19 protein-coding genes are annotated in these 20,605 nt (G+C 67.0%); 14 read left to right on the top strand and 5 right to left on the bottom strand.

Annotated elements, in window-relative coordinates; all coding sequences use genetic code 11:
* Positions 1 to 71 precede the first annotated feature (71 nt).
* On the top strand, positions 72 to 296 hold the full coding sequence (locus tag FB459_RS14145) for a hypothetical protein (RefSeq protein ID WP_141928954.1): 225 nt from the start codon (positions 72 to 74) through the stop codon (positions 294 to 296).
* A gap of 78 nt (positions 297 to 374) precedes the next feature.
* Positions 375 to 1,682, top strand: a complete 1,308-nt coding sequence (ftsY, locus tag FB459_RS14140) for a signal recognition particle-docking protein FtsY (protein WP_246092461.1) — start codon at positions 375 to 377, stop codon at positions 1,680 to 1,682.
* 465 nt (positions 1,683 to 2,147) lie between these two features.
* On the opposite strand, the gene FB459_RS14135 is transcribed toward ftsY, so the two are convergent.
* On the bottom strand, positions 2,148 to 2,756 hold the full coding sequence (locus FB459_RS14135) for an AAA family ATPase (protein WP_141928952.1): 609 nt from the start codon (positions 2,754 to 2,756) through the stop codon (positions 2,148 to 2,150).
* A complete protein-coding gene (locus tag FB459_RS14130; protein WP_170221942.1) occupies positions 2,753 to 3,673 on the bottom strand; it encodes an oxygenase MpaB family protein in 921 nt (306 codons plus the stop codon). Before FB459_RS14130 ends, FB459_RS14135 begins: the two co-directional genes overlap by 4 nt.
* A gap of 119 nt (positions 3,674 to 3,792) precedes the next feature.
* Between FB459_RS14130 and FB459_RS14125 the strand changes: the two genes are divergently transcribed.
* The 4 genes from FB459_RS14125 (at position 3,793) to ffh (ending at position 9,657) form a co-directional block, all read left to right on the top strand.
* Complete coding sequence (locus tag FB459_RS14125; RefSeq protein ID WP_246092460.1) at positions 3,793 to 5,199, top strand: ammonium transporter; 1,407 nt, start codon at positions 3,793 to 3,795, stop codon at positions 5,197 to 5,199.
* Entirely contained in the window at positions 5,196 to 5,534 is a 339-nt protein-coding gene (locus FB459_RS14120; RefSeq protein WP_129627455.1) for a P-II family nitrogen regulator, read from the top strand. The genes FB459_RS14125 and FB459_RS14120 overlap by 4 nt, the downstream gene beginning before the upstream one ends.
* 70 nt (positions 5,535 to 5,604) lie before the next feature.
* Positions 5,605 to 7,956 (top strand): [protein-PII] uridylyltransferase, encoded by a 2,352-nt coding sequence (locus tag FB459_RS14115; protein WP_141928950.1) that lies wholly within the window; start codon positions 5,605 to 5,607, stop codon positions 7,954 to 7,956.
* An 81-nt stretch (positions 7,957 to 8,037) separates the two neighbouring features.
* Complete coding sequence (ffh, locus tag FB459_RS14110) at positions 8,038 to 9,657, top strand: signal recognition particle protein (protein ID WP_141928949.1); 1,620 nt, start codon at positions 8,038 to 8,040, stop codon at positions 9,655 to 9,657.
* Positions 9,658 to 9,664: 7 nt separating this feature from the next.
* Here ffh and FB459_RS14105 read toward each other — a convergent pair whose 3' ends face one another.
* Positions 9,665 to 9,856, bottom strand: a complete 192-nt coding sequence (locus tag FB459_RS14105; protein WP_141928948.1) for a hypothetical protein — start codon at positions 9,854 to 9,856, stop codon at positions 9,665 to 9,667.
* Between the two features lie 249 nt (positions 9,857 to 10,105).
* Between FB459_RS14105 and FB459_RS14100 the strand changes: the two genes are divergently transcribed.
* From FB459_RS14100 to FB459_RS14090, 3 genes are all read left to right on the top strand, one after another.
* Entirely contained in the window at positions 10,106 to 10,906 is an 801-nt protein-coding gene (locus FB459_RS14100; protein WP_141928947.1) for an alpha/beta fold hydrolase, read from the top strand.
* 115 nt (positions 10,907 to 11,021) lie between these two features.
* Positions 11,022 to 12,101 (top strand): metal-dependent hydrolase family protein, encoded by a 1,080-nt coding sequence (locus FB459_RS14095; protein WP_141928946.1) that lies wholly within the window; start codon positions 11,022 to 11,024, stop codon positions 12,099 to 12,101.
* 48 nt (positions 12,102 to 12,149) lie between these two features.
* Positions 12,150 to 13,013, top strand: a complete 864-nt coding sequence (locus FB459_RS14090) for a GNAT family N-acetyltransferase (protein WP_246092459.1) — start codon at positions 12,150 to 12,152, stop codon at positions 13,011 to 13,013.
* A 66-nt stretch (positions 13,014 to 13,079) separates the two neighbouring features.
* Here FB459_RS14090 and aceB read toward each other — a convergent pair whose 3' ends face one another.
* Positions 13,080 to 14,771, bottom strand: a complete 1,692-nt coding sequence (gene aceB / locus FB459_RS14085; protein ID WP_141928944.1) for a malate synthase A — start codon at positions 14,769 to 14,771, stop codon at positions 13,080 to 13,082.
* 135 nt (positions 14,772 to 14,906) lie between these two features.
* Complete coding sequence (gene aceA, locus FB459_RS14080) at positions 14,907 to 16,193, bottom strand: isocitrate lyase (protein WP_141928943.1); 1,287 nt, start codon at positions 16,191 to 16,193, stop codon at positions 14,907 to 14,909.
* Between the two features lie 178 nt (positions 16,194 to 16,371).
* Here aceA and FB459_RS14075 point away from each other — a divergent pair, with 178 nt between their 5' ends.
* From FB459_RS14075 to rimM, 5 genes are all read left to right on the top strand, one after another.
* Entirely contained in the window at positions 16,372 to 17,877 is a 1,506-nt protein-coding gene (locus FB459_RS14075; protein ID WP_170221940.1) for a helix-turn-helix transcriptional regulator, read from the top strand.
* Positions 17,878 to 18,054: 177 nt separating this feature from the next.
* A complete protein-coding gene (gene rpsP, locus FB459_RS14070) occupies positions 18,055 to 18,573 on the top strand; it encodes a 30S ribosomal protein S16 (RefSeq protein ID WP_141928941.1) in 519 nt (172 codons plus the stop codon).
* A gap of 4 nt (positions 18,574 to 18,577) precedes the next feature.
* Positions 18,578 to 18,820, top strand: coding sequence for an RNA-binding protein (locus tag FB459_RS14065; protein ID WP_115922617.1), 243 nt, complete (start codon positions 18,578 to 18,580; stop codon positions 18,818 to 18,820).
* A gap of 91 nt (positions 18,821 to 18,911) precedes the next feature.
* On the top strand, positions 18,912 to 20,096 hold the full coding sequence (locus FB459_RS14060) for an MFS transporter (protein WP_141928940.1): 1,185 nt from the start codon (positions 18,912 to 18,914) through the stop codon (positions 20,094 to 20,096).
* 5 nt (positions 20,097 to 20,101) lie between these two features.
* Positions 20,102 to 20,605 carry a ribosome maturation factor RimM gene (gene rimM, locus FB459_RS14055; protein ID WP_129627421.1) on the top strand — a complete coding sequence of 168 codons (504 nt, stop codon included), beginning with the start codon at positions 20,102 to 20,104 and terminating at the stop codon, positions 20,603 to 20,605.

The raw sequence follows: 20,605 nt of genomic DNA, 5'->3' as shown, positions 1-20,605 counted from the left end.
TCACCGGAATTTCGCCGAGAAACGGTGTTTCGGATTCGGGTTTGTGCGGGTCGTTCGGTCACCATGGAGACATGCTCTGGTTGATCCTCGCGCTGGTCGTCTGCGTAGCCCTCGCCTCCGCCGTTCTCGGCATGGTTGCCGTGCCTGCCCGTCGTGAGGGTCGGCCTGTCCTGACTCAGCGTGGCGAACACCTGGTGACCACCGTCTCGCAGACCACCGACAAGGTCAGCACCAAGGCCAAGGGAGCCACCGACGGCGTCGTCAGGACCGTCAAACGGGAGCGCTCGCAAGCCTGACCTGCACATCTTGCGAGTTCGTCTCGCACGATGACCCGGGGGCGACACGATGTCGGCCCCGTTTGTCATGATGGGCGCGTGGATCAGCTCTGGGAAATCCTTGTCGTTCTGACCGTCGTCCTCCTCGGAGCCGTCGGTCTCGCCGTCGCCTTCCTTCGCGGCAAGGGAGGCAAGACCAAGGAACTGCCGCCGCAGGAGCCGCCGCCCGCAGCGAAGGATGCTCCGCAACGCAAGGCGAACACCTACACGCCGAGCAGCACCGCCAAGATCGACACCAGCAAGGGGTCGACCGCCACCGCGCCGCCGCCGGCGGACACCGACGAGCGCGACGAACCGCCGGTCCGCTCGGCCGAACCGAAGGAGAAGGTAGAGAACCGCGGCGGCACGGCCGTCGAGGAAGCGCCCGCTCCGGTCGAGCCCGCGCCTGCGCCCCCCACCGAACCGTCGATCGAGGAGCCGGAATCCGCCCGTGGTCGCATGACCCGGTTGAGCTCCCGGATGGCCGCGTCCAACAGCGCCATGGGCAAGGGACTGCTCGGCGCCTTCTCCGGCGGCGGCAAGCTCGACGAGAGCGTGTGGGAAGAGGTCGAGGACATCCTGCTGGGCGCCGACCTCGGAGTTGAAGCCACCACCGAACTCGTCGACAACCTCAAGAAGCGGGTCAAGACCGAAGGGTCCGCAAGCCCAGAGCAGTTGGAGATGTGGCTGCACGAGGAACTGTTGAAGCTCGTCGACCCGACGATGGACCGTCGCATCGCGGCCAGCCGGGTCGGTGACCGTCCCGCCGTCGTGATGGTGGTCGGCGTCAACGGCACCGGCAAGACCACCACGGTCGGCAAGCTCGCGCGCGTCCTGGTTGCCGAGGACAAGGAGGTGCTGCTCGGCGCCGCCGACACCTTCCGCGCCGCAGCGGCCGACCAGCTCGAGACCTGGGGTGCCCGCGTGGGCGTGGCTACCGTCCGCTCCGAGAAGGAGGGCGCCGACCCGGCTGCAGTCGCCTTCGACGCGGTCAAGGCTGGTAAGGACGAGGAGGTCGACGTCGTCATCATCGACACCGCCGGTCGCCTGCACAACAAGGTCGGCCTGATGGACGAGCTGTCGAAGGTGAAGCGAGTCATCGAGAAGCAGAGCCCGATCGATGAGTGCCTGCTGGTGCTCGACGCGACGACGGGTCAGAACGGCATGCGTCAGGCGCAGGTGTTCGCGCAGGCGGTCAACATCACCGGCGTCGTGCTCACCAAGCTCGACGGCACCGCGAAGGGCGGCATCGTGGTGCTCGTACAGCGTGAACTCGGGGTGCCCGTCAAGCTCGTCGGCCTGGGCGAAGGTGCCGACGATCTCGCCCCGTTCGACCCGAAGGCGTTCGTCGACGCCGTCCTCGACTGATCGGCGCCAGGGCACTCTTCGTGCACGAGGACACTCCGGATACGGAGTGCCCTCATGCATTTGGCGTGACCTCGGCGTCCGACCGGAGAGCGCGGTGTGGAATCGGAGGACTTCCGGCGGGCGGCGACCTGCTCGGTCAAGGAGGGCGACGGGGACCGCTGGTCGCGGCACGGCGGAGTACGCGGGTGCGCGCCACTTCATCTTCTGGCGCGAACAGGAATGGCGGGAAGTCCTGGCGGCTGCCGGCTGGTCGGTCGAACGACTGGACCTGCGCCCGGGAAGCAAGCTCGGCGAGAACTGGGTGCACGTCGTTGCGGTCCGCCCCGATTGATCAGTTCGTACCGTGGGTGAATGTGGTTGTGCCCCAGCTCGTCTCACCGTGGTTTCGGCGCGCACGCCTTCGTACCTCAGGCGTTCGGCTCAACCAGCGGTGAGTGCGGCTCTGTCGTGGCGCTCGGCTGGTGGTCACAACCTGATGTGCCTGGCGGCCACCGCGATTCGTCGTGTCTGGTGGCGAAGCGGACTCAGCCGCGGCCGTTGCAGGGTCAGCTCGAGATCGGCGGCGATCCATTCGACGACCTCGTCAAGCGACCGCGAGGTGTTGTCGACATGTACACCGAACTCATCACGAGTCAGCGCAGCCAGGCAGCGGTCGAGCTGCTGCAGTCCCCAGGTCTCATCACGGCCGAGGATTCGACCCAGCACGTACCCGGAGCGCAGCTTCAATCGGCGTTCCAGTTCGGCTCGTGACGTGAGCAGCGCATAGTGCCGCACGTCGACTCCCGCCGACCGAAGACCGCCGACGATCTCCTCGAAGTAGTCGTTTCGTAACAGCGTCATCGGCACGAAGACCGGACCGGTCGTGCGACGAGATCCCTCGATCAGGCTGTCGCGCACCATGATTCGCCACAACGGCAGGTCCTGGAAGTCGCCGTCCGAGGCGGGCAGTGTCTTGCGCAGCGCGAACCCCAGCAACTCCGGGTCGGCGACGTGCGACCCGGGGAGCCGGCGCTGAAGCTCGTGCGCGGTGTGGGTCTTACCGGCGCCGAAGGCACCGTTGATCCAGACGATCATCGCGCCGTGCCTGCTGGGGAAAGTTGCTCGTGCGTCAGCCGGTCGTCTGCGACGAGGGGATCGTTCAACATCCAACGGACGGCACTGACACCCGCGTCTCCGACACGCAGAGCGGTCGCCGATCTGGCTGAGCCCCAATCGATTCCGAACAGGGCGCGGGCATAAGGCGGGAGCGACGCGAGTGCGCCGTTGAACAGCGCCGTATATCCGAGGAGTCCGGTGCGATCCAGGCCGGCGGGTCGGCGAAGGTAGGTCAGTACGTCCAGAGCGTCAGGGCCCGCCTCCAGCAGCGGACGGTAGGAGGCGAGGACGTCGGTGAGTTCGGCTTCCGAGCGCGGGGCAGCAGGCACACCGATGCCCTCGGCGGCGCGGGCGGTCTGCGCGACGTAACGGTCGGCGTCCAACGGGCCCGCATGACCGAAGCGGCGGTAGGCGTCCAAGAAGCTGTCGATCTCGGCGCAGTGCACCCACAGCAGCAGATCGGGATCGCTCGCGGTGTAGTGCCGACCGTTCGGCGCGACCCCGGTGATCATCGAGTGCACCTTCGTCACCCGCGCCATCAGCCGCTCGGCATCCGGCACCGGTCCGTAGGTGGTCATCGAGATGAACGTGCTGATCTGCTGCAACCGACCCCAGGGGTCCTCACGGTAGGTGGAGTTCTGGGCGACTCCCGCCATCGCGACCGGGTGCAAGGCCTGGAGCAGCAGGGCACGCAGGCCACCGAGGAACATCGAGGCGTTCGCATGGACCTGCCAGATCGGGTCGTCCGGGGTGAACCAGCGCGGCCCAGGCGCTCCCCAGATCGTGCGAGCCCGGGCGGTCGCGTCCGCGCCGCCGGTACGCGAGCGCAGGTCGAGTGCCGCCTTGTGGCGCACCTCGTCGTGCACCCTGATGACGGTCTGCCACGGGGAACCCATGGGTCCCAGTATCGGTAGTGAGCCATGAAACGAGGTGTTCACGGGGCCGCGGAACATGTCACATGGATGAAACATGACGACGCATCGGGCGAAATCGAAGCCGCACAAGGTAGTTCGTCATGAACACCTACACCGCCCTGACGCAGGTCGCGGCGACGACACCACTCGACACGGGCAACACGGCCTGGATGTTGATGGCGGCGTCACTCGTCCTGTTCATGACCATCCCAGGCTTGGCGCTCTTCTACGGCGGTCTCGGCCGTTCCAAGGGCGTCCTCAACATGATGATGATGTCGTTCGGTTCCTTCGGGCTCATCGGCATCCTGTACGTGCTGTACGGCTACTCGATGTCGTTCGGCACCAAGGACATCGGCGGCCTGTTCGCCGGGCCCTTCGAGTTCTTCGGCCTCAAAGGCTTGATCCCCGGTGAGCCGGGCGCCGAGACGATCACCAGCGCCGGCATCCCGGCCCTCGTCTTCGTCGGCTTCCAGTTCACCTTCGCCGCTATCACCGTCGCCCTGATCAGTGGCGCGATCGCCGACCGCGTGAAGTTCAGCACCTGGATGGTGTTCAGCGCCCTCTGGGTCACGCTTGCCTACTTCCCGCTCGCCCACATGGTGTGGGGTGGGGGATTGCTGTCTGGTTCGGAGAGCGGCATTGCGGCCAAGCTGTTCGGCACCACCGACGGTGCGGCCACGGTCGTCCCGATCGACTTCGCCGGCGGCACCGTCGTCCACATCAACGCCGGTATGGCCGGCCTGGTGCTCGCCGTACTCGTCGGCAAGCGCATCGGGTTCGGACGCCAGCCGATGCGTCCGCACAACGTCCCGTTGGTCATGCTCGGTGCCGGAATCCTGTGGTTCGGCTGGTTCGGTTTCAACGCAGGCTCCGCGCTCGGCGCGAACGAGTCCGCCGGTCTCGCATGGATCAACACGACCGTCGCCACCTGCGCCGCGGTGCTCGGCTGGCTCCTGATCGAGAAGGTCCGTGAGGGCCACATGACCTCCGTCGGTGGTGCGTCCGGTGTCGTGGCCGGTCTGGTGGCCATCACCCCGGCGTGCGGCAACGTGACCCCGCTCGGCGCCATCGGCATCGGCCTGATCGCCGGAGCACTCGCGGCACTCGCGGTCGGCCTGAAGTACAAGTTCGGGTACGACGACTCGCTCGACGTCGTCGGCGTCCACCTGGTCGCCGGCCTGTGGGGCACCGTCGCCCTGGGCATCTTCGCCCGCGGCACGGGCCTTGCCTACGGGGAGTGGAAGCAGCTCGTCGTCCAGATCGTCATCGCGCTGTTCGCCCTCGTCTACACCGCCGTCATCACCTTCGTCATCGGCTTCGCGCTGAAGAAGACGATGGGTTGGAGGATCGACGAGGACGACGAGATCGCCGGAATCGACACCGCCGAACACGCTGAATCTGCTTACGATCTGGTCGGATTCGGCAGCGGCAACCGCATCGGGCAGAGCCGTCCGGAGAAGGACGCTCGCCACCACAACGAAACGCAGAAGGCAGGAGCGCAGGCATGAAGCTCGTCACCGCCATCATCAAACCCTTCAAGCTCGATGAGGTGAAGGAAGCCCTCGAGGCGTACGGCGTCGCCGGGATGACGATCAGTGAGTCCAGCGGTTACGGCCGCCAGCGCGGGCACAGTGAGGTCTACCGTGGCGCGGAGTACACCGTCGACTTCGTCTCCAAGCTGCGCATCGAGGTGCTCGTGGAGGATATGGATGCTCACAGCGTTGCCGAGGTGATCGTGAAGTCCGCCCAAACCGGACGGATCGGTGACGGCAAGGTGTGGATCATGCCGGTCGAGGACGTCGTCCGCGTGCGCACCGGCGAACGCGGCGAAGCAGCGTTGTGAGACCTCCGGGTGGCCCGCGTCCCCCAGCGCGGGCCACCCGGTGAACACTTGCTTCAGGGAGGGAAGGCACATGAGCAACGACCACGCGGCCAAGCGCCTCGATCTGGCCGACACCCGGTCGTTTCATCAGGCCGGCTCCGGACCGGTCCGAAGGCAGCGGCTCGGCGCCTACACCCAGACCGTGCTCGCGGACCTGTGGGACGCCGCCACCCAGCCCTACGGCAACCGCACCGCGGACGGCATCGCGCTCGCCGCAGTCGGCAGCCTCGGCCGCGGCGACGCCGGACCACTGAGCGACTACGACTTGATCCTGGTCCACGACGGGCGGACGGTCGGCGCGGGTGACGTGGCAGCGATCGCCGAATCCATCTGGTATCCGTTGTGGGACAACGGGATCCGTCTCGATCACAGCGTCCGGACCTTGAGGGAGTGCCGGACGGTCGCCTCCGGTGACCTCAGCGCTGCGATCGGCATGCTCGACATCGAATGGATCGCAGGGGACCCGGTGCTGGTGGCCGGTGTCCGGCACGGCATCGCTCACGACTGGCGCTCCAACGCCCGCACCAGACTGCCCGAGGTCATCGAATCGCTGCGTGCACGACACGACCGTCAAGGCAACCTCGCCAGTTCGCTCGAGCCGGACATCAAGGAAGGTCGCGGTGGTCTACGCGACATGACCGTGCTCCGTGCGCTCGCCGGAGCCTGGCTCGCCGACCGTCCCCACGGCGACGTCGACGAGGCGTACGCGCGACTGCTCGACGTGCGGGACGCGCTGCATGTCGCGACCGGGCGCGGGCGCGAGAAGCTGCACCTCGAGGACCAGGACGCCGTCGCAGCCCTGCTCGGACGCCCCGACAGCGACTCGCTCCTGGTGACCGTCGCCGATTCCGGCCGCCGGATCAGCCACGCACTGGAGGAGACGCTGCGCCGCGCCGGTCAGAGCCAACGGGCGCGCGTGCTGCGTGTCGGCCCGCGGCGCCCGATCCTCAACCCACTCGGATACGGACTCTACGAGCACGACGGTGAAGTCGTGCTCGGCCCGAATCACCGCTCGACCCAACCGGATCACCTGCTGCTGATGCGCGCCGCACGAGCAGCGGCACGATCTCGAATCCCGTTGTCGCCCACGACGATCGACAACCTGTCGCGAGACCTCGCGCCCTTGCCGACTCCGTGGCCGACGGAGGTCCGGGACGCCTTCCTCGACCTGCTCGCGGCCGGCCCAGGACTGGTGCAGGTGTGGGAGACGCTCGACCTCGCCGGCATCATCGACCAGTGGATCCCGGAGTGGAAGGCCGTCCGGAGCAGACCGCAGCGCAACTCCGTCCATCGCTTCACCGTCGACCGCCACCTCATCGAAACCGTCGTGCAGGCCTACGAACGTCGCGCCGATGTCGCCCGACCCGACGTGCTGTTGCTGTCGGCCCTGTTGCACGACATCGGCAAGATCGCCGGGGTGCTCGATCACGCCGCAGAAGGGGCACCCGTCGCGGCGACGATCGCCCGCCGGATCGGGCTGGGGGATCGCGAGGTGGCCTCTCTGGAACTGCTGGTGCGCGAGCACCTCACGCTCATCGATCTCGCCACCCGCCGCGACCCGCGCGACCCCGCGACCGTCACCGCACTCACGCAGGCGGTCGACGACCGGCTCGATCTGTTCGAGCAACTACGCGCCCTCACCGAGGCGGACGCACTCGCCGCCGGACCCAAGGCCTGGACGGGCTGGCGTTCCGGTCTGGTGAACGAACTGTCCGACCAGGTGCGTGGCGCCCTCACCGCGCGTCCGACCCTGGAGCCGGAGGAGGACCCGGCGACCGAGATCGTCACCGATGCGATGCCGTCGCTGCAGATGGGGGAGCCGTACGTCCGGGTGGACTCGACGCCGGGCGGTGCGCAGATCCTGATCGCCGACCGCGACCGGCTCGGCCTGTTCGCGGACTCGGCCGGGCTTCTGGCCGCGACCGGGGTTGTGGTGCGCGCTGCCCGCGTCCGCACGATCGACGGCGTGGCGGTGAACACGTGGCAGATCGAGTCCCCCTTGGGTGATCTCCCGGCCGAACATGACCTGGTCCGTGGTTTGAGTCAGCTCGCATCCGGTGACTCGTCGCCGCTGCGGGCTCTCGAGCGACGGCGGCGGGCGCCGTTCCCGCTGGGGTCGCCACCGCCGCGCGCAACGGTCGTTCCGGGTGCCTCCGACACGGCGACGGTGGTGGAGGTCCGGTGCCCCGACCGTCCGGGCCTGCTGCGCGACATCGGTCTGGCGTTCACGAAGGCCGGAATGGCGGTGCGTTCGGCTCATGTGGCGACCTACGCCGGCCAGACCCTCGACACGTTCTATGTGACCGCGTCTGACGGACGACCACTGGAACCACCGGCCGCGGCAGCACTGATCGGATCTGTCATCGACGCGATGCAGGCCTGACCAGGGCTTGCCCTCGAGGCTCGAAGGGCGGACAGCGATGCGGGGATTCGACCGACGCGCTCGACCGATTACCCTTGTGCGGTGTTCAACAGCCTGAGTGACCGCCTCACAGCCACCTTCAAGAACATCCGTGGCAAGGGTCGACTGACCGAGTCCGACATCAACGCCACCATCCGTGACATCCGGATGGCGTTGATCGACGCCGACGTCGCGACCGCCGTGGTGCGCGAGTTCACCGGACGTGTCCGCGAGCGTGCGCTCGGAGCCGAGGTCAGCGCGGCGCTGAACCCGGGCCAGCAGGTCGTGAAGATCGTCAACGAGGAACTCATCGCGATCCTCGGCGGCGAGACCCGCAACCTCAACATGGCCAAGACCGGCCCGACCGTCATCATGCTGGCCGGTCTGCAGGGTTCGGGTAAGACGACCTTCGCCGGCAAGTTGGCCCGCCATCTGCGCGACAGGGGCCACTTCCCGCTGCTGGTCGCGGCCGACCTGCAGCGTCCGAACGCCGTCCGTCAGCTCGAGGTCGTCGCCGAGCGCGCCGGAGTGCCGTGCTTCGCTCCCGAGCGCGGCAACGAGGGCGGCCACGACGCGACCACCGAATCCGGTGAAGGCACGCGCAGCTTCGGCGACCCGGTCTGGGTGGCACGCGCCGGCATCGGCCAGGCGAAGGTGCGCCAGTACGACGTCGTGATCGTCGACACCGCCGGACGCCTTGCCGTCGACGAGAGTCTGATGCAGCAGGCCCGTGACATCCGTGACGCGATCGAGCCGGACGAGGTGCTGTTCGTCATCGACGCGATGATCGGTCAGGCCGCGATCGAGACGGCGCTCGCGTTCAGCAAGGGTGTCGACTTCACCGGTGTCGTGCTGTCGAAGCTGGACGGTGACGCCCGCGGTGGTGCGGCGCTGTCGGTCGCGACCGTCACCGGTAAGCCGATCCTGTACTCCTCCATCGGCGAGGGTGTGAAGGACATTGAGGTCTTCCACCCCGACCGCATGGCCTCGCGCATCCTCGACATGGGCGACGTGCTCACCCTCATCGAGCAGGCCGAGCGGGCGTTCGACCGTGGTCAGGCCGCGGCGATGGCCAAGAAGTTCATGGACGAGGAGGACTTCACCTTCGACGACTTCCTGCAGCAGATGCAGGCGGTCAAGAAGATGGGCAACCTCAAGTCGATCCTGGGCATGATGCCGGGCATGGCGCAGATGCGCGACCAGCTGAACTCGCTCGACGAGCGTGAGTTCGACCGGGTCGAGGCGATGGTGCGCTCGATGACCCCCTTCGAGCGCACTCACCCCAAGCAGATCAACGGTTCGCGTCGCGCGCGTATCGCCAAGGGTTCGGGCGTCACGGTGTCCGAGGTCAACCAGTTGTTGGAACGCTTCGGTCAGGCGCAGAAGATGATGCGCCAGATGCGTAAGGGCGGCGGCATGCCCGGGATGCCGGGTATGCCCGGGATGCCCGGCGTGGCCGGTGGTGGCGGCAAGCGTGCCAAGCAGCAGCCGAAGAAGAAGGGCAAGTCGGGTAACCCGGCCAAGCGCGCCCAGGAAGAAGCAGCTCTCGCACGACGTCAGTCGGAGGCCCGCGAGAAGGCCCTCGGCAGTGCGTTCGGGCAGCAGGACGAGCCGGACATGAGCAACCTGAAGCTCCCCAAGGGCTTCGAGAAGTTCCTCGGCCCGGGTGCCGACAAGGACTGAGCGCGTCCTAGGTCGGGCCACCGGCCCGGCGCCGGTTGCGCGGCAAACGCGCGAGCGCAGGGACGGACGGCAACGGCGGGTGGGTCGGGGTGGCTTTCACCGCGTGCGCCCCGCGTGGCAGCATCGCGATGAATCCCCACCCGCGCCGGCCGAACTGGACGTCCATGGTCTCGGATTGGTCGCCACCCACGATCGACATACTCGTCGTGTGGTCCTTCGTCGAGGAACCCACATTCCCGCGCGAGTGAACACGTAGACGGTCTGATGTTGTTGCGTGACAACGAAGCTCGCGTTCTCGCCGTCGGACAAAGTGATCCGTTGGCTGGCGGTGCGCCACATGAGGCCCTACACCCCTTCGAGCGGACCGAGGTGCCGCCCGGCAGCGAAGGTCGCGTGGTCACGACAGCGTTAGGCTGTCGCCGTTCGAACCACCTCGATCAGGAGAACCGTGTCGCCCCGTCTGCACACCACGTCCGTCGGCTCGCAGGGACCGCGAATCGCCTTCCTGCACGGGTTGTTCGGTCAGGGCAAGAACTGGAACCAGATCGCCAAAGCTCTCGGTGACCAGTACCGGTCGACCTTGATCGACCTGCCGAACCATGGACGGTCGACGTGGACCCAGGACTTCTCGTACCAAGCGATGGCCGACGCCGTTGCCGAGGAACTCGACCTATCGGCACCGGGGGAGCAGTGGATCGTTCTCGGCCACTCGATGGGCGGAAAGACCGCGATGCTGCTGGCGTTGCAGCACCCGGAACTCGTGAAGCGACTGATCGTCGTCGACATCTCGCCGGTCTCCTACGGTGGGCTCACCACCTTCGACGACTACGTCGAGGGCATGCAGGCGATGGACCTCGGCCGCATCGAGAACCGGTCGGACGCCGACCGCGCTGCCCAGGAATGGGTCGACGATGCGGGTGTACGCGCTTTTCTCCTGCAGAACCTGCGCCGCGAGGACGACGGTTGGCGCTGGCAGATGAACCTCGACCTGATCGCCCGCTCATTGGCGGATCTGGGGGGATGGCCGCAGGACGTCGCGTCGGCTGCCCAGCCGTACGAAGGGGCCACCCTGTGGGTGGCAGGCAGTGACTCGGGTTACGTGCAGGCGCGCAACACCGACGCGATGAGGGCGTTGTTTCCACGCGTCCGGTTGGTGACCATCAAGGACGTGGGCCACTGGCCGCACTCTCAGAAGCCGGACGTCTTCTTGAGCACGATCCGCCCTTTCCTCGCCGCCGACCGGGACTGAGGACAACATGCTCGATCACCGATCCCTTTCCCGCACTTGGGATTTCGCCGACGCCAAGCAGACAGCGCGAACGTTCGCTGGACTGAGGGGTTGCCCCGCCCGATAGTGTCAGGACATGAGCGCCGTCCTGCACGTGAAGGGCCAGATCCTGGTCTCCGAGACCGGGGTTCGTGACGAACTCTGGGTGGTCGACGGACGGGTGACCTTCAACCGGCCGCTGTCCGGCGACGTCGACACCGTGTCGGGTTATGTCCTTCCGGGGCTGGTCGACGCGCACTGTCACGTCGGTCTCGAGGCGACCGGCGGGGTGACGCAGGAGCGGGCCGAGGAACACGCGATCACCGATCGGACGGCGGGCGCTCTGCTGCTGCGGGACGCCGGCTCACCGGTCGACACGCACTGGATGGACGAGCGCGACGACCTGCCGCGCATCATTCGGGCCGGCCGCCACATCGCTCGCACGAAGCGCTACATCCGCAACTTCGCGCACGAGATCGAACCCGAAGACCTCGTCGCCTACGTCCGCCAGGAAGCTCGGCGCGGCGACGGGTGGGTCAAGCTCGTCGGTGACTGGATCGACCGCGACCGCGGTGACCTCGCGCCGTGCTGGCCACGTGAAGCGCTGAAGGCGGCGATCGACGCAGCGCACGAGGAAGGCGCACGGGTCACCGCGCACTGCTTCGGCGAGGAGTCGCTGCTCGACTTCGCCGCAGCCGGCACCGACTGCATCGAACATGCCACCGGTCTCACCACCGAGAGCATCGATCAGTTTGCGGCTCAAGGAATTTCGATCGTCCCGACGCTGGTCAACATTGAGAACTTCCCGAAGTTCGCCGAGGCCGGTGAGGCTAAGTTCCCCAAGTACGCCGCACACATGCGCGACCTGTACGACCGCCGGTTCGAGACGGTCGCCGCCGCCCACGAGGCCGGCGTCAAGATCTACGTCGGCACGGACGCGGGCGGGCAATTGCCGCACGGACTCGTCGGCGACGAAGTGGCCGAGTTCGTGAAGGCGGGCATGACCAACCTCGAAGCGTTGAGCGCCGCGACCTGGGGGGCGAGAGCCTGGCTGGAGCGTCCGGGCATCGAGGAGGGCCAGAGCGCCGACTTCGTGGTCTACGCATCCGACCCACGCGAGGACGTCGGCGTGCTCAAGGACCCGCAGCAGGTCGTGTTGCGCGGTCAGGTCGTCTGACTCCCCATGTCTGGTCCCTTGCCGCCTCTGCGAGCGGACGGAGAGCGGGTGTGGGTCGCGACCGTGCACGAGGCTGACGTCGTCCCGTACATGCGGGCCGTTGCCCGCTCGGCCGAGCGAATCCGTGAGTGGAACCCGGTCGACCCGGGCGACCTCGCCGGGCAACTCGAGCGCCAGAGTTCGGTTCACCGTACATTCGTCATCCACGCCCGCAAACCCGTCGGCGATCACGCGATCGTCGGAATCGTCAATGTCTCCAACGTAGTTCGCGGACGATTCCAATCGGCGACGATGGGCTACAACTCCTACGACCCGTACGCCGGCACGGGCTTGTTCGCCGAGGGTATGCGCGTCCTGCTCGGTCTTGTCTTCACCGCCGAGCCCTACGGAATGGGTCTGCATCGCCTCGAAGCGAACGTGCAACCGGCCAATGTCCGGTCGGCAGGTCTGTTGCGGTCCATCGGTTTTCGGCGTGAACGGCACATGAAGCGGATGCTCTGGCTCGAGGGCGCGGGCAGACCGGCGAGTTGGCGCGACCACGACTCGTACGCGATCACCGCTGAGGAGCATCCCGTCGCGTACCGGCCGAACGACCATCCAAGCGTCACCGTGGTCGTGGAGTCCGCAGGTGGGCCGTCTCCGACGGCCCGGGACCTGGCGTGCGAACTCGGCGTCCCCGTCCTGTCCGACGCAGTGCTCAGTCCGGAGCAGACGGCGGCGGTACTGGCCGACGCGGCTGGGGGAGCGGTGCTTGAGATCGGCTCGGGCACAACGGGATCCGCCGTCGTCGACGAAATCCTACGAAGGGCAGACGTTCAGTCCGAGCGAGTGTTGTTCGTCCATGCAGGCGCCACCGGTCCCGCCGCCATCGCACGAATTGCGCTTGAGGCCCGCGCCCTCGCTCTCGGTTGAACAACGCGAAAGTCCGCGGATCCGGCGAGTTGACCTCGCAGATCCGCGGACTTTCGCGGTCGTGTGTCAGGCGGCCGAACCGGCCTTCGCCGAGCTGTCGACCATCTCCGACTGGCGGATGTCTTCCTTGTCGATCGGTCCGCTGATCCGCAGCGGACGGTCGATCAGGTATCGCACGTACGCGTAGGTGGTGAAGAAGCCCGGCAGGTAGTCGCCGAACGCCGTCTCCTCCAGGATGCCGCGAGCCTGCTGGTAGCGCTCGGTGTGCTTGTCGTCGAGGCCACGGGTGAGCTTGGCCATCTCCTCGTCCACCACCCGGTCGAGCAGGTCACGCGTCACGAACGGACCCTCGGCCAACTGCGACTCGTGGAACAGCCACTGCCACAACTGGGCTCGGCTGATCTCGACCGTTGCCGCGTCCTCCATCAGTGTGTCGATCGCGACCGCGCCACGTCCACCGATCCACGAGGCGAGGTAGCGAAGCGCGACCGAGACGTTGGTGCGCACACCCTGCAGGCTGATCGTCTGCTGCACGCCGTCGAGCGAGATGAGGTCGTCCGCAGTCACCTGCACCTCGCGCTGGACATCACGCTGGTCGTGCTTGGTGCCGAGGACGGCCGCGTACGCGGTCCGGCAGGTCTCGACCAGCGCCGGGTGAGCGACCCATGAACCGTCGAAGCCCTCAGCAGCTTCGCGCTCCTTCTCCGCCCGGACGACGTTGAGGGCGCGCAGGCGGCGCTCCTCGTCCTGCAGCGTCGGATTGACCGCGGCCGGGCCACCGATGGCGTGCGCGCCGCGCTTGTGACAGGTCGAGACCAGCAGCGAGGTGTACGCCCGCATGAACGGGGTGGTCATCGTGATCTTGTCGCGGTCGGGGAGCACGAACTCCTCGCCGCGGTGAGCGAAGGTGCGCACGTAGCTGAAGATGTAGTCCCAGCGTCCGGCATTGAGGCCCGAGCAGTGCTCGCGCAGTTCGTAGAGGATCTCCTCCATCTCGAACGCCGCGGTGATCGTCTCGATGAGCACGGTCGCGCGGATAGTGCCCTGCGGGATGCCGAGTTGGTTCTGCGCGAAGACGAAGACGTCGTTCCACAGGCGGGCCTCGTGGTGATTCTCGATCTTCGGCAGGTAGAAGTACGGACCGGCACCGAGGTCGGTCAGCTTCTGGGCGTTGTGGAAGAAGTACAAACCGAAGTCGACCAATGAAGCCGACATCGGACGCGAGTCCACGGCGAGGTGCTTCTCGCACAGGTGCCACCCACGCGGACGCATGACCAGGGTCGGACGGTGTTCACCGACGGACAGGCGCTCGCCGTTGGACTCGTCGTAGCTCAGCTGGCCCCGCACCGCGTCGAACAGGTTGAGCTGACCCTGGACGAGGTTCTTCCAGGACGGCGCGGTGGCATCCTCGAGGTCGGCGAGCCAGATGTCGGCGCCGGAGTTGAGGGCGTGGACGGCCATCTTGCGGTTGGCCGGGGAAACTAACTCGCACCGGCGGTCCTCCAGGCCCGGTGCCGGATCGGCGACCCGCCACGAGGTGTCCTCGCGGATGGACGCGGTCTCGGGCAGGAAGTCGAGGTTTGCGCCCTGGCTGATCCGGCGTGAGTGCTGACGACGTGCCTGGAGCAACTCGGCCCGGCGGCCGGCGAACTCGGCGTCGAGCTTGGCTACGAACGCAAGGGCCTCGGGGGTGACGATCTCGTCGAAGCGGGGGTGCATGGTTCCACGCACCGTCGGGGTGCCGTTGGGTCGATTCATGACGTGCCTCCTTCAGGGGCCCCGGCTCTGTGCCGGTTGGTTCTGACTCGCGGGTTGCGTTGTGCTGATTGAGAACTCGGGCTCCTGCGACCGGAGCCAGTTGACCGCAGGAGCCCGAGTGGTACTAGGTAGTGCTCACTTGTGGAACTGAGCGGTCTCCGTGGAGTCCTTGAGCGCGGTGGTGGAGCTGTCCGGGTTCAAGGCGGTGGAGATCATGTCGAAGTAGCCGGTGCCGACCTCGCGCTGGTGACGCGTGGCGGTGTAGCCGCGCTCCTCCGATGCGAACTCGCGCTCCTGCAGCTCGACGTAGGCCGACATCTGGTTGCGGGCGTAGCCGTGGGCCAGGTCGAACATCGAGTAGTTGAGCGCGTGGAAGCCGGCCAGGGTGATGAACTGGAACTTGAAGCCCATTGCACCCAGTTCACGCTGGAACTTCGCGATCGTCGCGTCGTCCAGGTGCTTCTTCCAGTTGAAGCTCGGCGAGCAGTTGTACGCCAGCATCTGGTCGGGGAAGTCGGCCTTGACCGCTTCGGCGAACTTGCGAGCAAGCTCCAGGTCAGGCGTGCCGGTCTCCATCCAGATGAGGTCGGAGTAGGGCGCGTACGCCTTGGCGCGGGCGATGCACGGCTCGATGCCGTTGCGCACCTTGTAGAAGCCTTCTCCGGTGCGTTCGCCGGTCAGGAATTCCTTGTCACGGTCGTCGACGTCGGTCGTGATCAGCGTCGCGGCCTCGGCGTCTGTGCGGGCGATGACCACGCTCGGCACGCCGGCGACGTCCGCGGCGAGGCGGGCGGCGTTGAGGGTGCGGACGTGCTGCTGGGTCGGGATGAGCACCTTGCCACCGAGGTGACCGCACTTCTTCTCGGAGGCCAGCTGGTCCTCCCAGTGCACACCGGACGCGCCGGCGGCGATCATGGCCTTCATCAGCTCGTACGCGTTCAGCGGTCCACCGAAGCCGGCCTCGGCGTCGGCGACGATCGGCACGACCCACTCGTCGACGGTCTTGATGCCTTCGGAGTGCTCGATCTGGTCGGCGCGCAGCAGCGCGTTGTTGATGCGCTGGACGACGGACGGCACCGAGTTGGCCGGGTAGAGCGACTGGTCGGGGTAGGTGTGGCCGGAGAGGTTGGCGTCACCGGCGACCTGCCAACCCGACAGGTAGATGGCCTTGAGGCCGGCCTTCACCTGCTGGACGGCCTGGTTTCCGGTCAGGGCGCCGAGGGCGTTGACGAAGTCCTCGGTGTGCAACTTCTCCCAGAGCTGCTCGGAGCCACGCCGCGCGAGCGTGTACTCGATGGGGAAGGAGCCACGCAGCTTGACGACGTCTTCCGCGGTGTAATCGCGGTCGATGCCCTTCCAGCGCTCGTTGGTCTCCCAGTCCTTGGTCAGCTCTTCGGCGGACAGCTGCTTGTGGTCGGTCATGGCTCCTCATTCGTTCGGTGGAATCTTTGCTGCATCTCGATTCTTGACCCGCCTGACGCGAAAGTAACCGGGTTGCGGATGTAAATATCCACGAATTTTTATGTAACATGCAGCCATGACGTCTGTTTCGAGTGATCTACGTCGCACCGCCTCCAAGGGCCGCGCCAGGGTGGGGCGCATGAACTCCGTTGCCGCAATCGGCCGCCTCACCGAGCCCGAAGCGCCGGGCGAACAGGTCGATCTCGACAGTGCTGCCCCCGACCCGCTGACCATCGGGCGCCGGGTGCGGCACGTGCGCCAGGAGGCGGGCCGCACGCTCGGTGACGTCGCCGACGCGATCGGCATCTCGGCGTCCGCGTTGTCGCTGATCGAGACAGGCAAGCGTGAGCCGCGGTTGTCGGTCCTGGCGGCTCTGGCCAAGGTGCTGGACGCGTCCGTGCAGGACTTCCTGACAGCAACTCCGCCGAGCCGGCGCGCGGCCCTGGAGATTCGGCTGGAGAAGGCGCAGCGTGCCGAGAGTTACGAGTCGCTCGGTCTGCCGAAGGTGAAGATCGGTCCGCGGCTGCCGATGGAGGCGCTCGAAGCCCTCGTCGGAATGCATGAGGCGATGGCATCGGCGCAGGCCGATCAGGCGGCCACACCCGAACATGCACGCCGGGCCAACGGTGAGTTGCGCGAGCGGATGCGCTCGGCCGACAACTACTTCGGTGAACTCGAGAACGAAGCCGCCCGGCTGCTGAAGTCGATCAACCACCCGGGTGGTCCGATCAGTCGCGCCGCGATCGACCGGATCGCGGGGCACCTCGGCTACAAACTCGTGCACACGTCCGACCTGCCGACGTCCACCCGGTCGGTCAGCGACCTGCGCAACAAGCGCATCTACCTGCCGCAACCCGAAGCGGGGCAACACGATTCACGCTCGCTGGCGATGCAGGCGGTCGGCCACCTCGTCCTCGGGCACCGTCCCCCGGCCGACTACTCGGAGTTCTTGTCGCAACGCGTCGAGATCAACTACTTCGCCGCCGCGCTGCTCATGCCGCAGAAGGACACCGTCTCCCTCCTGCGATCGGCCAAGACCGCGAAGGACATCGCGATCGAGGACCTGCGTGACGCGTTCGCGGTGTCGTACGAGACCGCAGCTCACCGCTTCACCAACCTGGCGACCAAGCACCTCGACATTCCGGTGCATTTCATGCGTATCTCCCAGGACGGTGTCATCTACAAGGCGTACGAGAACGATGGCATCGTCTTCCCGTCCGACACGACGGGTGCGATCGAGGGGCAGCGGGTGTGCCGCCAGTGGACCGCGCGCCGCGTCTTCGAGCAGCCTGATCTCACGAAGGCCTACCAGGCGTACACCGACACCCGTTCGGGCACGTACTGGTGCACCGCCGTCGTCGACCGCACGTCGGCCGGATCGTTCTCGGTCAACGTCGGTGTGCCATATCAGCACGTGAAGTGGATGCGCGGCCGCGACACCCAAGAGCGGTCGAAGTCGCGCTGCCCCGATCCTTCGTGCTGCCTGCAGCCGCCCACCGACCTCGCCGGACGCTGGGACGGACGTGCGTGGCCGTCCGCGCGGGTGCACTCGCACCTCTTGGCGGCCATGCCGCCGGGAGTCTTTCCCGGCGTCGACGACACCGAGATCTACGCGTTCCTGGAGAAGCACGCCCCGGCGGAGTGAGACTTCGGATTGGGAGGGTCACGGGCTGCTCTGGCATGATGGATCGCGTACCCACTCGCACACGGCTCGCTCGCGCGCCCGGCAGCGAGGGACTACGGCCCCGAGCGACGGCTCCCCGGTGTGGACTTCACCCGGTCTTGCCGCCGCTCATAACTATGAACAGGAGACACCACAACTGTGGCAGTCAAGATTCGTTTGAAGCGCCTCGGCGCCATCCGCAACGCCCAGTACCGCGTCGTCGTCATGGACTCGCGCACCAAGCGTGACGGTCGCGCGATCGAGGAGATCGGCCTCTACCACCCCAAGGAAGAGCCGAGCCTGATCCAGATCGACTCCGAGCGCGCGCAGTACTGGCTCGGTGTCGGCGCGCAGCCGACCGAGCAGGTCGCGGCGCTGCTGAAGGTCACCGGTGACTGGCAGAAGTTCAAGGGCGAGCCCGGCGCCGAAGGCACCCTGAAGGTCAAGGAAGCCAAGCCGGAGAAGAAGGCTCTGTACGAGGCGGCCCTCAAGGCTGCTCAGGACGGTGCCGACAAGGCTGACAAGGGCTCGGCGACCACCGCCAAGAAGAAGGCGGAGTCCCCGAAGAAGGACGAGACCAAGACGGTCGAGCAGGTCGAGGCCGACGAGGCCGTGACCGTCGACGAGACCCCGGACTCGGCGAAGGCCGAGGCCGAGGCCGAGACCACCGAGAGCTGATCCGGTGCTCGAGGAAGCGCTCGAACACCTGGTCAAGGGCATCGTCGAGCACGACGACGAGGTGGTGGTGCGCCACAAGGAGATTCGCCGCGGCGAACTCCTGGAGGTGCGCGTCCACCCCGACGACCTCGGCCGCGTGATCGGCCGATCCGGTCGCACCGCTTCGGCGCTGCGCACGGTCGTCCAGGCTCTGGCATCCGGCCGCAACATCAGGGTCGACATCGTCGACACCGATCGCAGCCGCTGATCGCCGACACCTGCACGAGACTCCCTGGAGGGAAACCTCCGGGGAGTCTCGCGTTTCCCCGATCCACTACTGACACAAGAGGATTCACCAAGTGCGTTCTGCATTGAGCAGCCGCGACGCCGTCGTGGCCACGGTCGCGACCTTCGTGGTCAACGGTGTCGGGGTCGGCACCGTCGGCGCTCTGATGCCGACGCTGGCCGACCGCTGGAACACCGACGCCCGTGGGCTCGGCGTTCTGCTGATGGCTTTCGGTCTGGCGGCGATCGGCGGTATCAACATCGGGGGACGCATGGCCGACCACGGTGGGGCGCTGCGTCCGCTGCGTCTCGGCACCGTCGTGATGGCGGCCGGGATGCTCCTCATCGCGGCCTCCCCGAACCTGGCCGTGGCCGTCGCAGTGGCGGCGGTGTACGGCTTGGGCAACGGCCTGGTGGACACGACGATGAACGTCATGGCCGTGCAGGTCGAACAGGTGCGACCACGTCCGCTGATGAGCCGTTTTCACGCCTGCTGGTCGATCGGATCATTGCTGGGGGCGCTGATCGTGCTCGTGTGTGGATCGTTGTTCAGTGGGGCGGTCACGATCTCGGTGGCTGCGTTCGTGATCGCGGCGGTGCTGATCGCCACCGATCTGCCCGTGCTGCACCGGTTCGCGGCCGACACCGCGCCGATCGATCACACCGATGAATCGGGAGGGCGGACGAAGGTCCCCCGCGTCGCCTGGATCCTGGCCGCCATGGCCGTCGGTTTCGGTCTGGCCGAGGGCACTGCCTTCGACTGGTCCTCGGTGCACGTGCGCGACGTCGCCGAGGTCTCCTCGACGACCGCGGCCTGGGGTCTGGCAGCGTTCTCGGTGTGCATGGTCGGGGTTCGCATGTCCGGCGACTACCTGGTGCACACGTTCGGCCGCCGACTCGTCGTGCGCATCGGAGCCGGTGTCGCAGCAACCGGGTACCTCGTCGCGATGTTGGGCCCCACGATGCCGGTGCTCCTGCTCGGTTGGGCACTCGTCGGTGGGGGAATGGCACTCGTTGCGCCGCAGATCTACGGGCTGGCCGGCATGCTCGGTGGTGGACGCGCGATGTCGCGGGTCGTCACGTGTGGGTACGCGACGACGCTCGTCGGCCCGGGAATCATGGGTCTGCTCGTTCACGAGTTCGGCATTCAGCACGCGATGTTGCTACCGCTCGCCGGTGCCGTGATGGTGTCGGCACTGTCGCTGGTGATGCCCACCGAGGAATCACGGGGGACTTGGTCGAGGACTTTGGAAGGATGACGCCCATGGATGAGGTTCTCGTCGCTCGCATCGGCAAACCCCACGGTCTGAAGGGTGAAGTGACCGTGCAGGTACACACGGACTCCCCGCAGGAGCGTTTCGTCGAAGGGGCGAGCTTCTCGACCGAGCCCGATCGCGGATTGCTGACGATCCGCGCCGAGCGCGTGCACAACGGCATCCAGTTGCTCTCCTTCGAGGAGGCGAGCGACCGCACTGCCGCCGAGGCGCTCCGTGGCACCCGTCTGTTCGCCGCTCCCGACGAGGAGGACGACGAGGGGTTCTACGAGGACGACCTCGTCGGTCTCGAAGTCGTCGACACCGCCGGCACGACCCTCGGGAAGGTCGTTGCGTTGCATCCGCGTCCGGTACAGGACCTGCTGGAGATCGAGCTGCCGGACGGTCGCACCGCCTATCTGCCGTTCGTCGAGCAGATCGTGCCCGAGGTCGACCTCGACGCCGGCAAGGTCATCGCCGATCCGCCGCCCGGTCTGCTCGAACTGGGGGAGTGA

Source organism: Yimella lutea (assembly GCF_006715095.1).
In the GTDB taxonomy this organism is placed as follows: domain Bacteria; phylum Actinomycetota; class Actinomycetes; order Actinomycetales; family Dermatophilaceae; genus Yimella; species Yimella lutea.
Note: the sequence above shows the minus strand (reverse complement) of the source record. Positions and strands in the feature narration are given on the sequence as shown.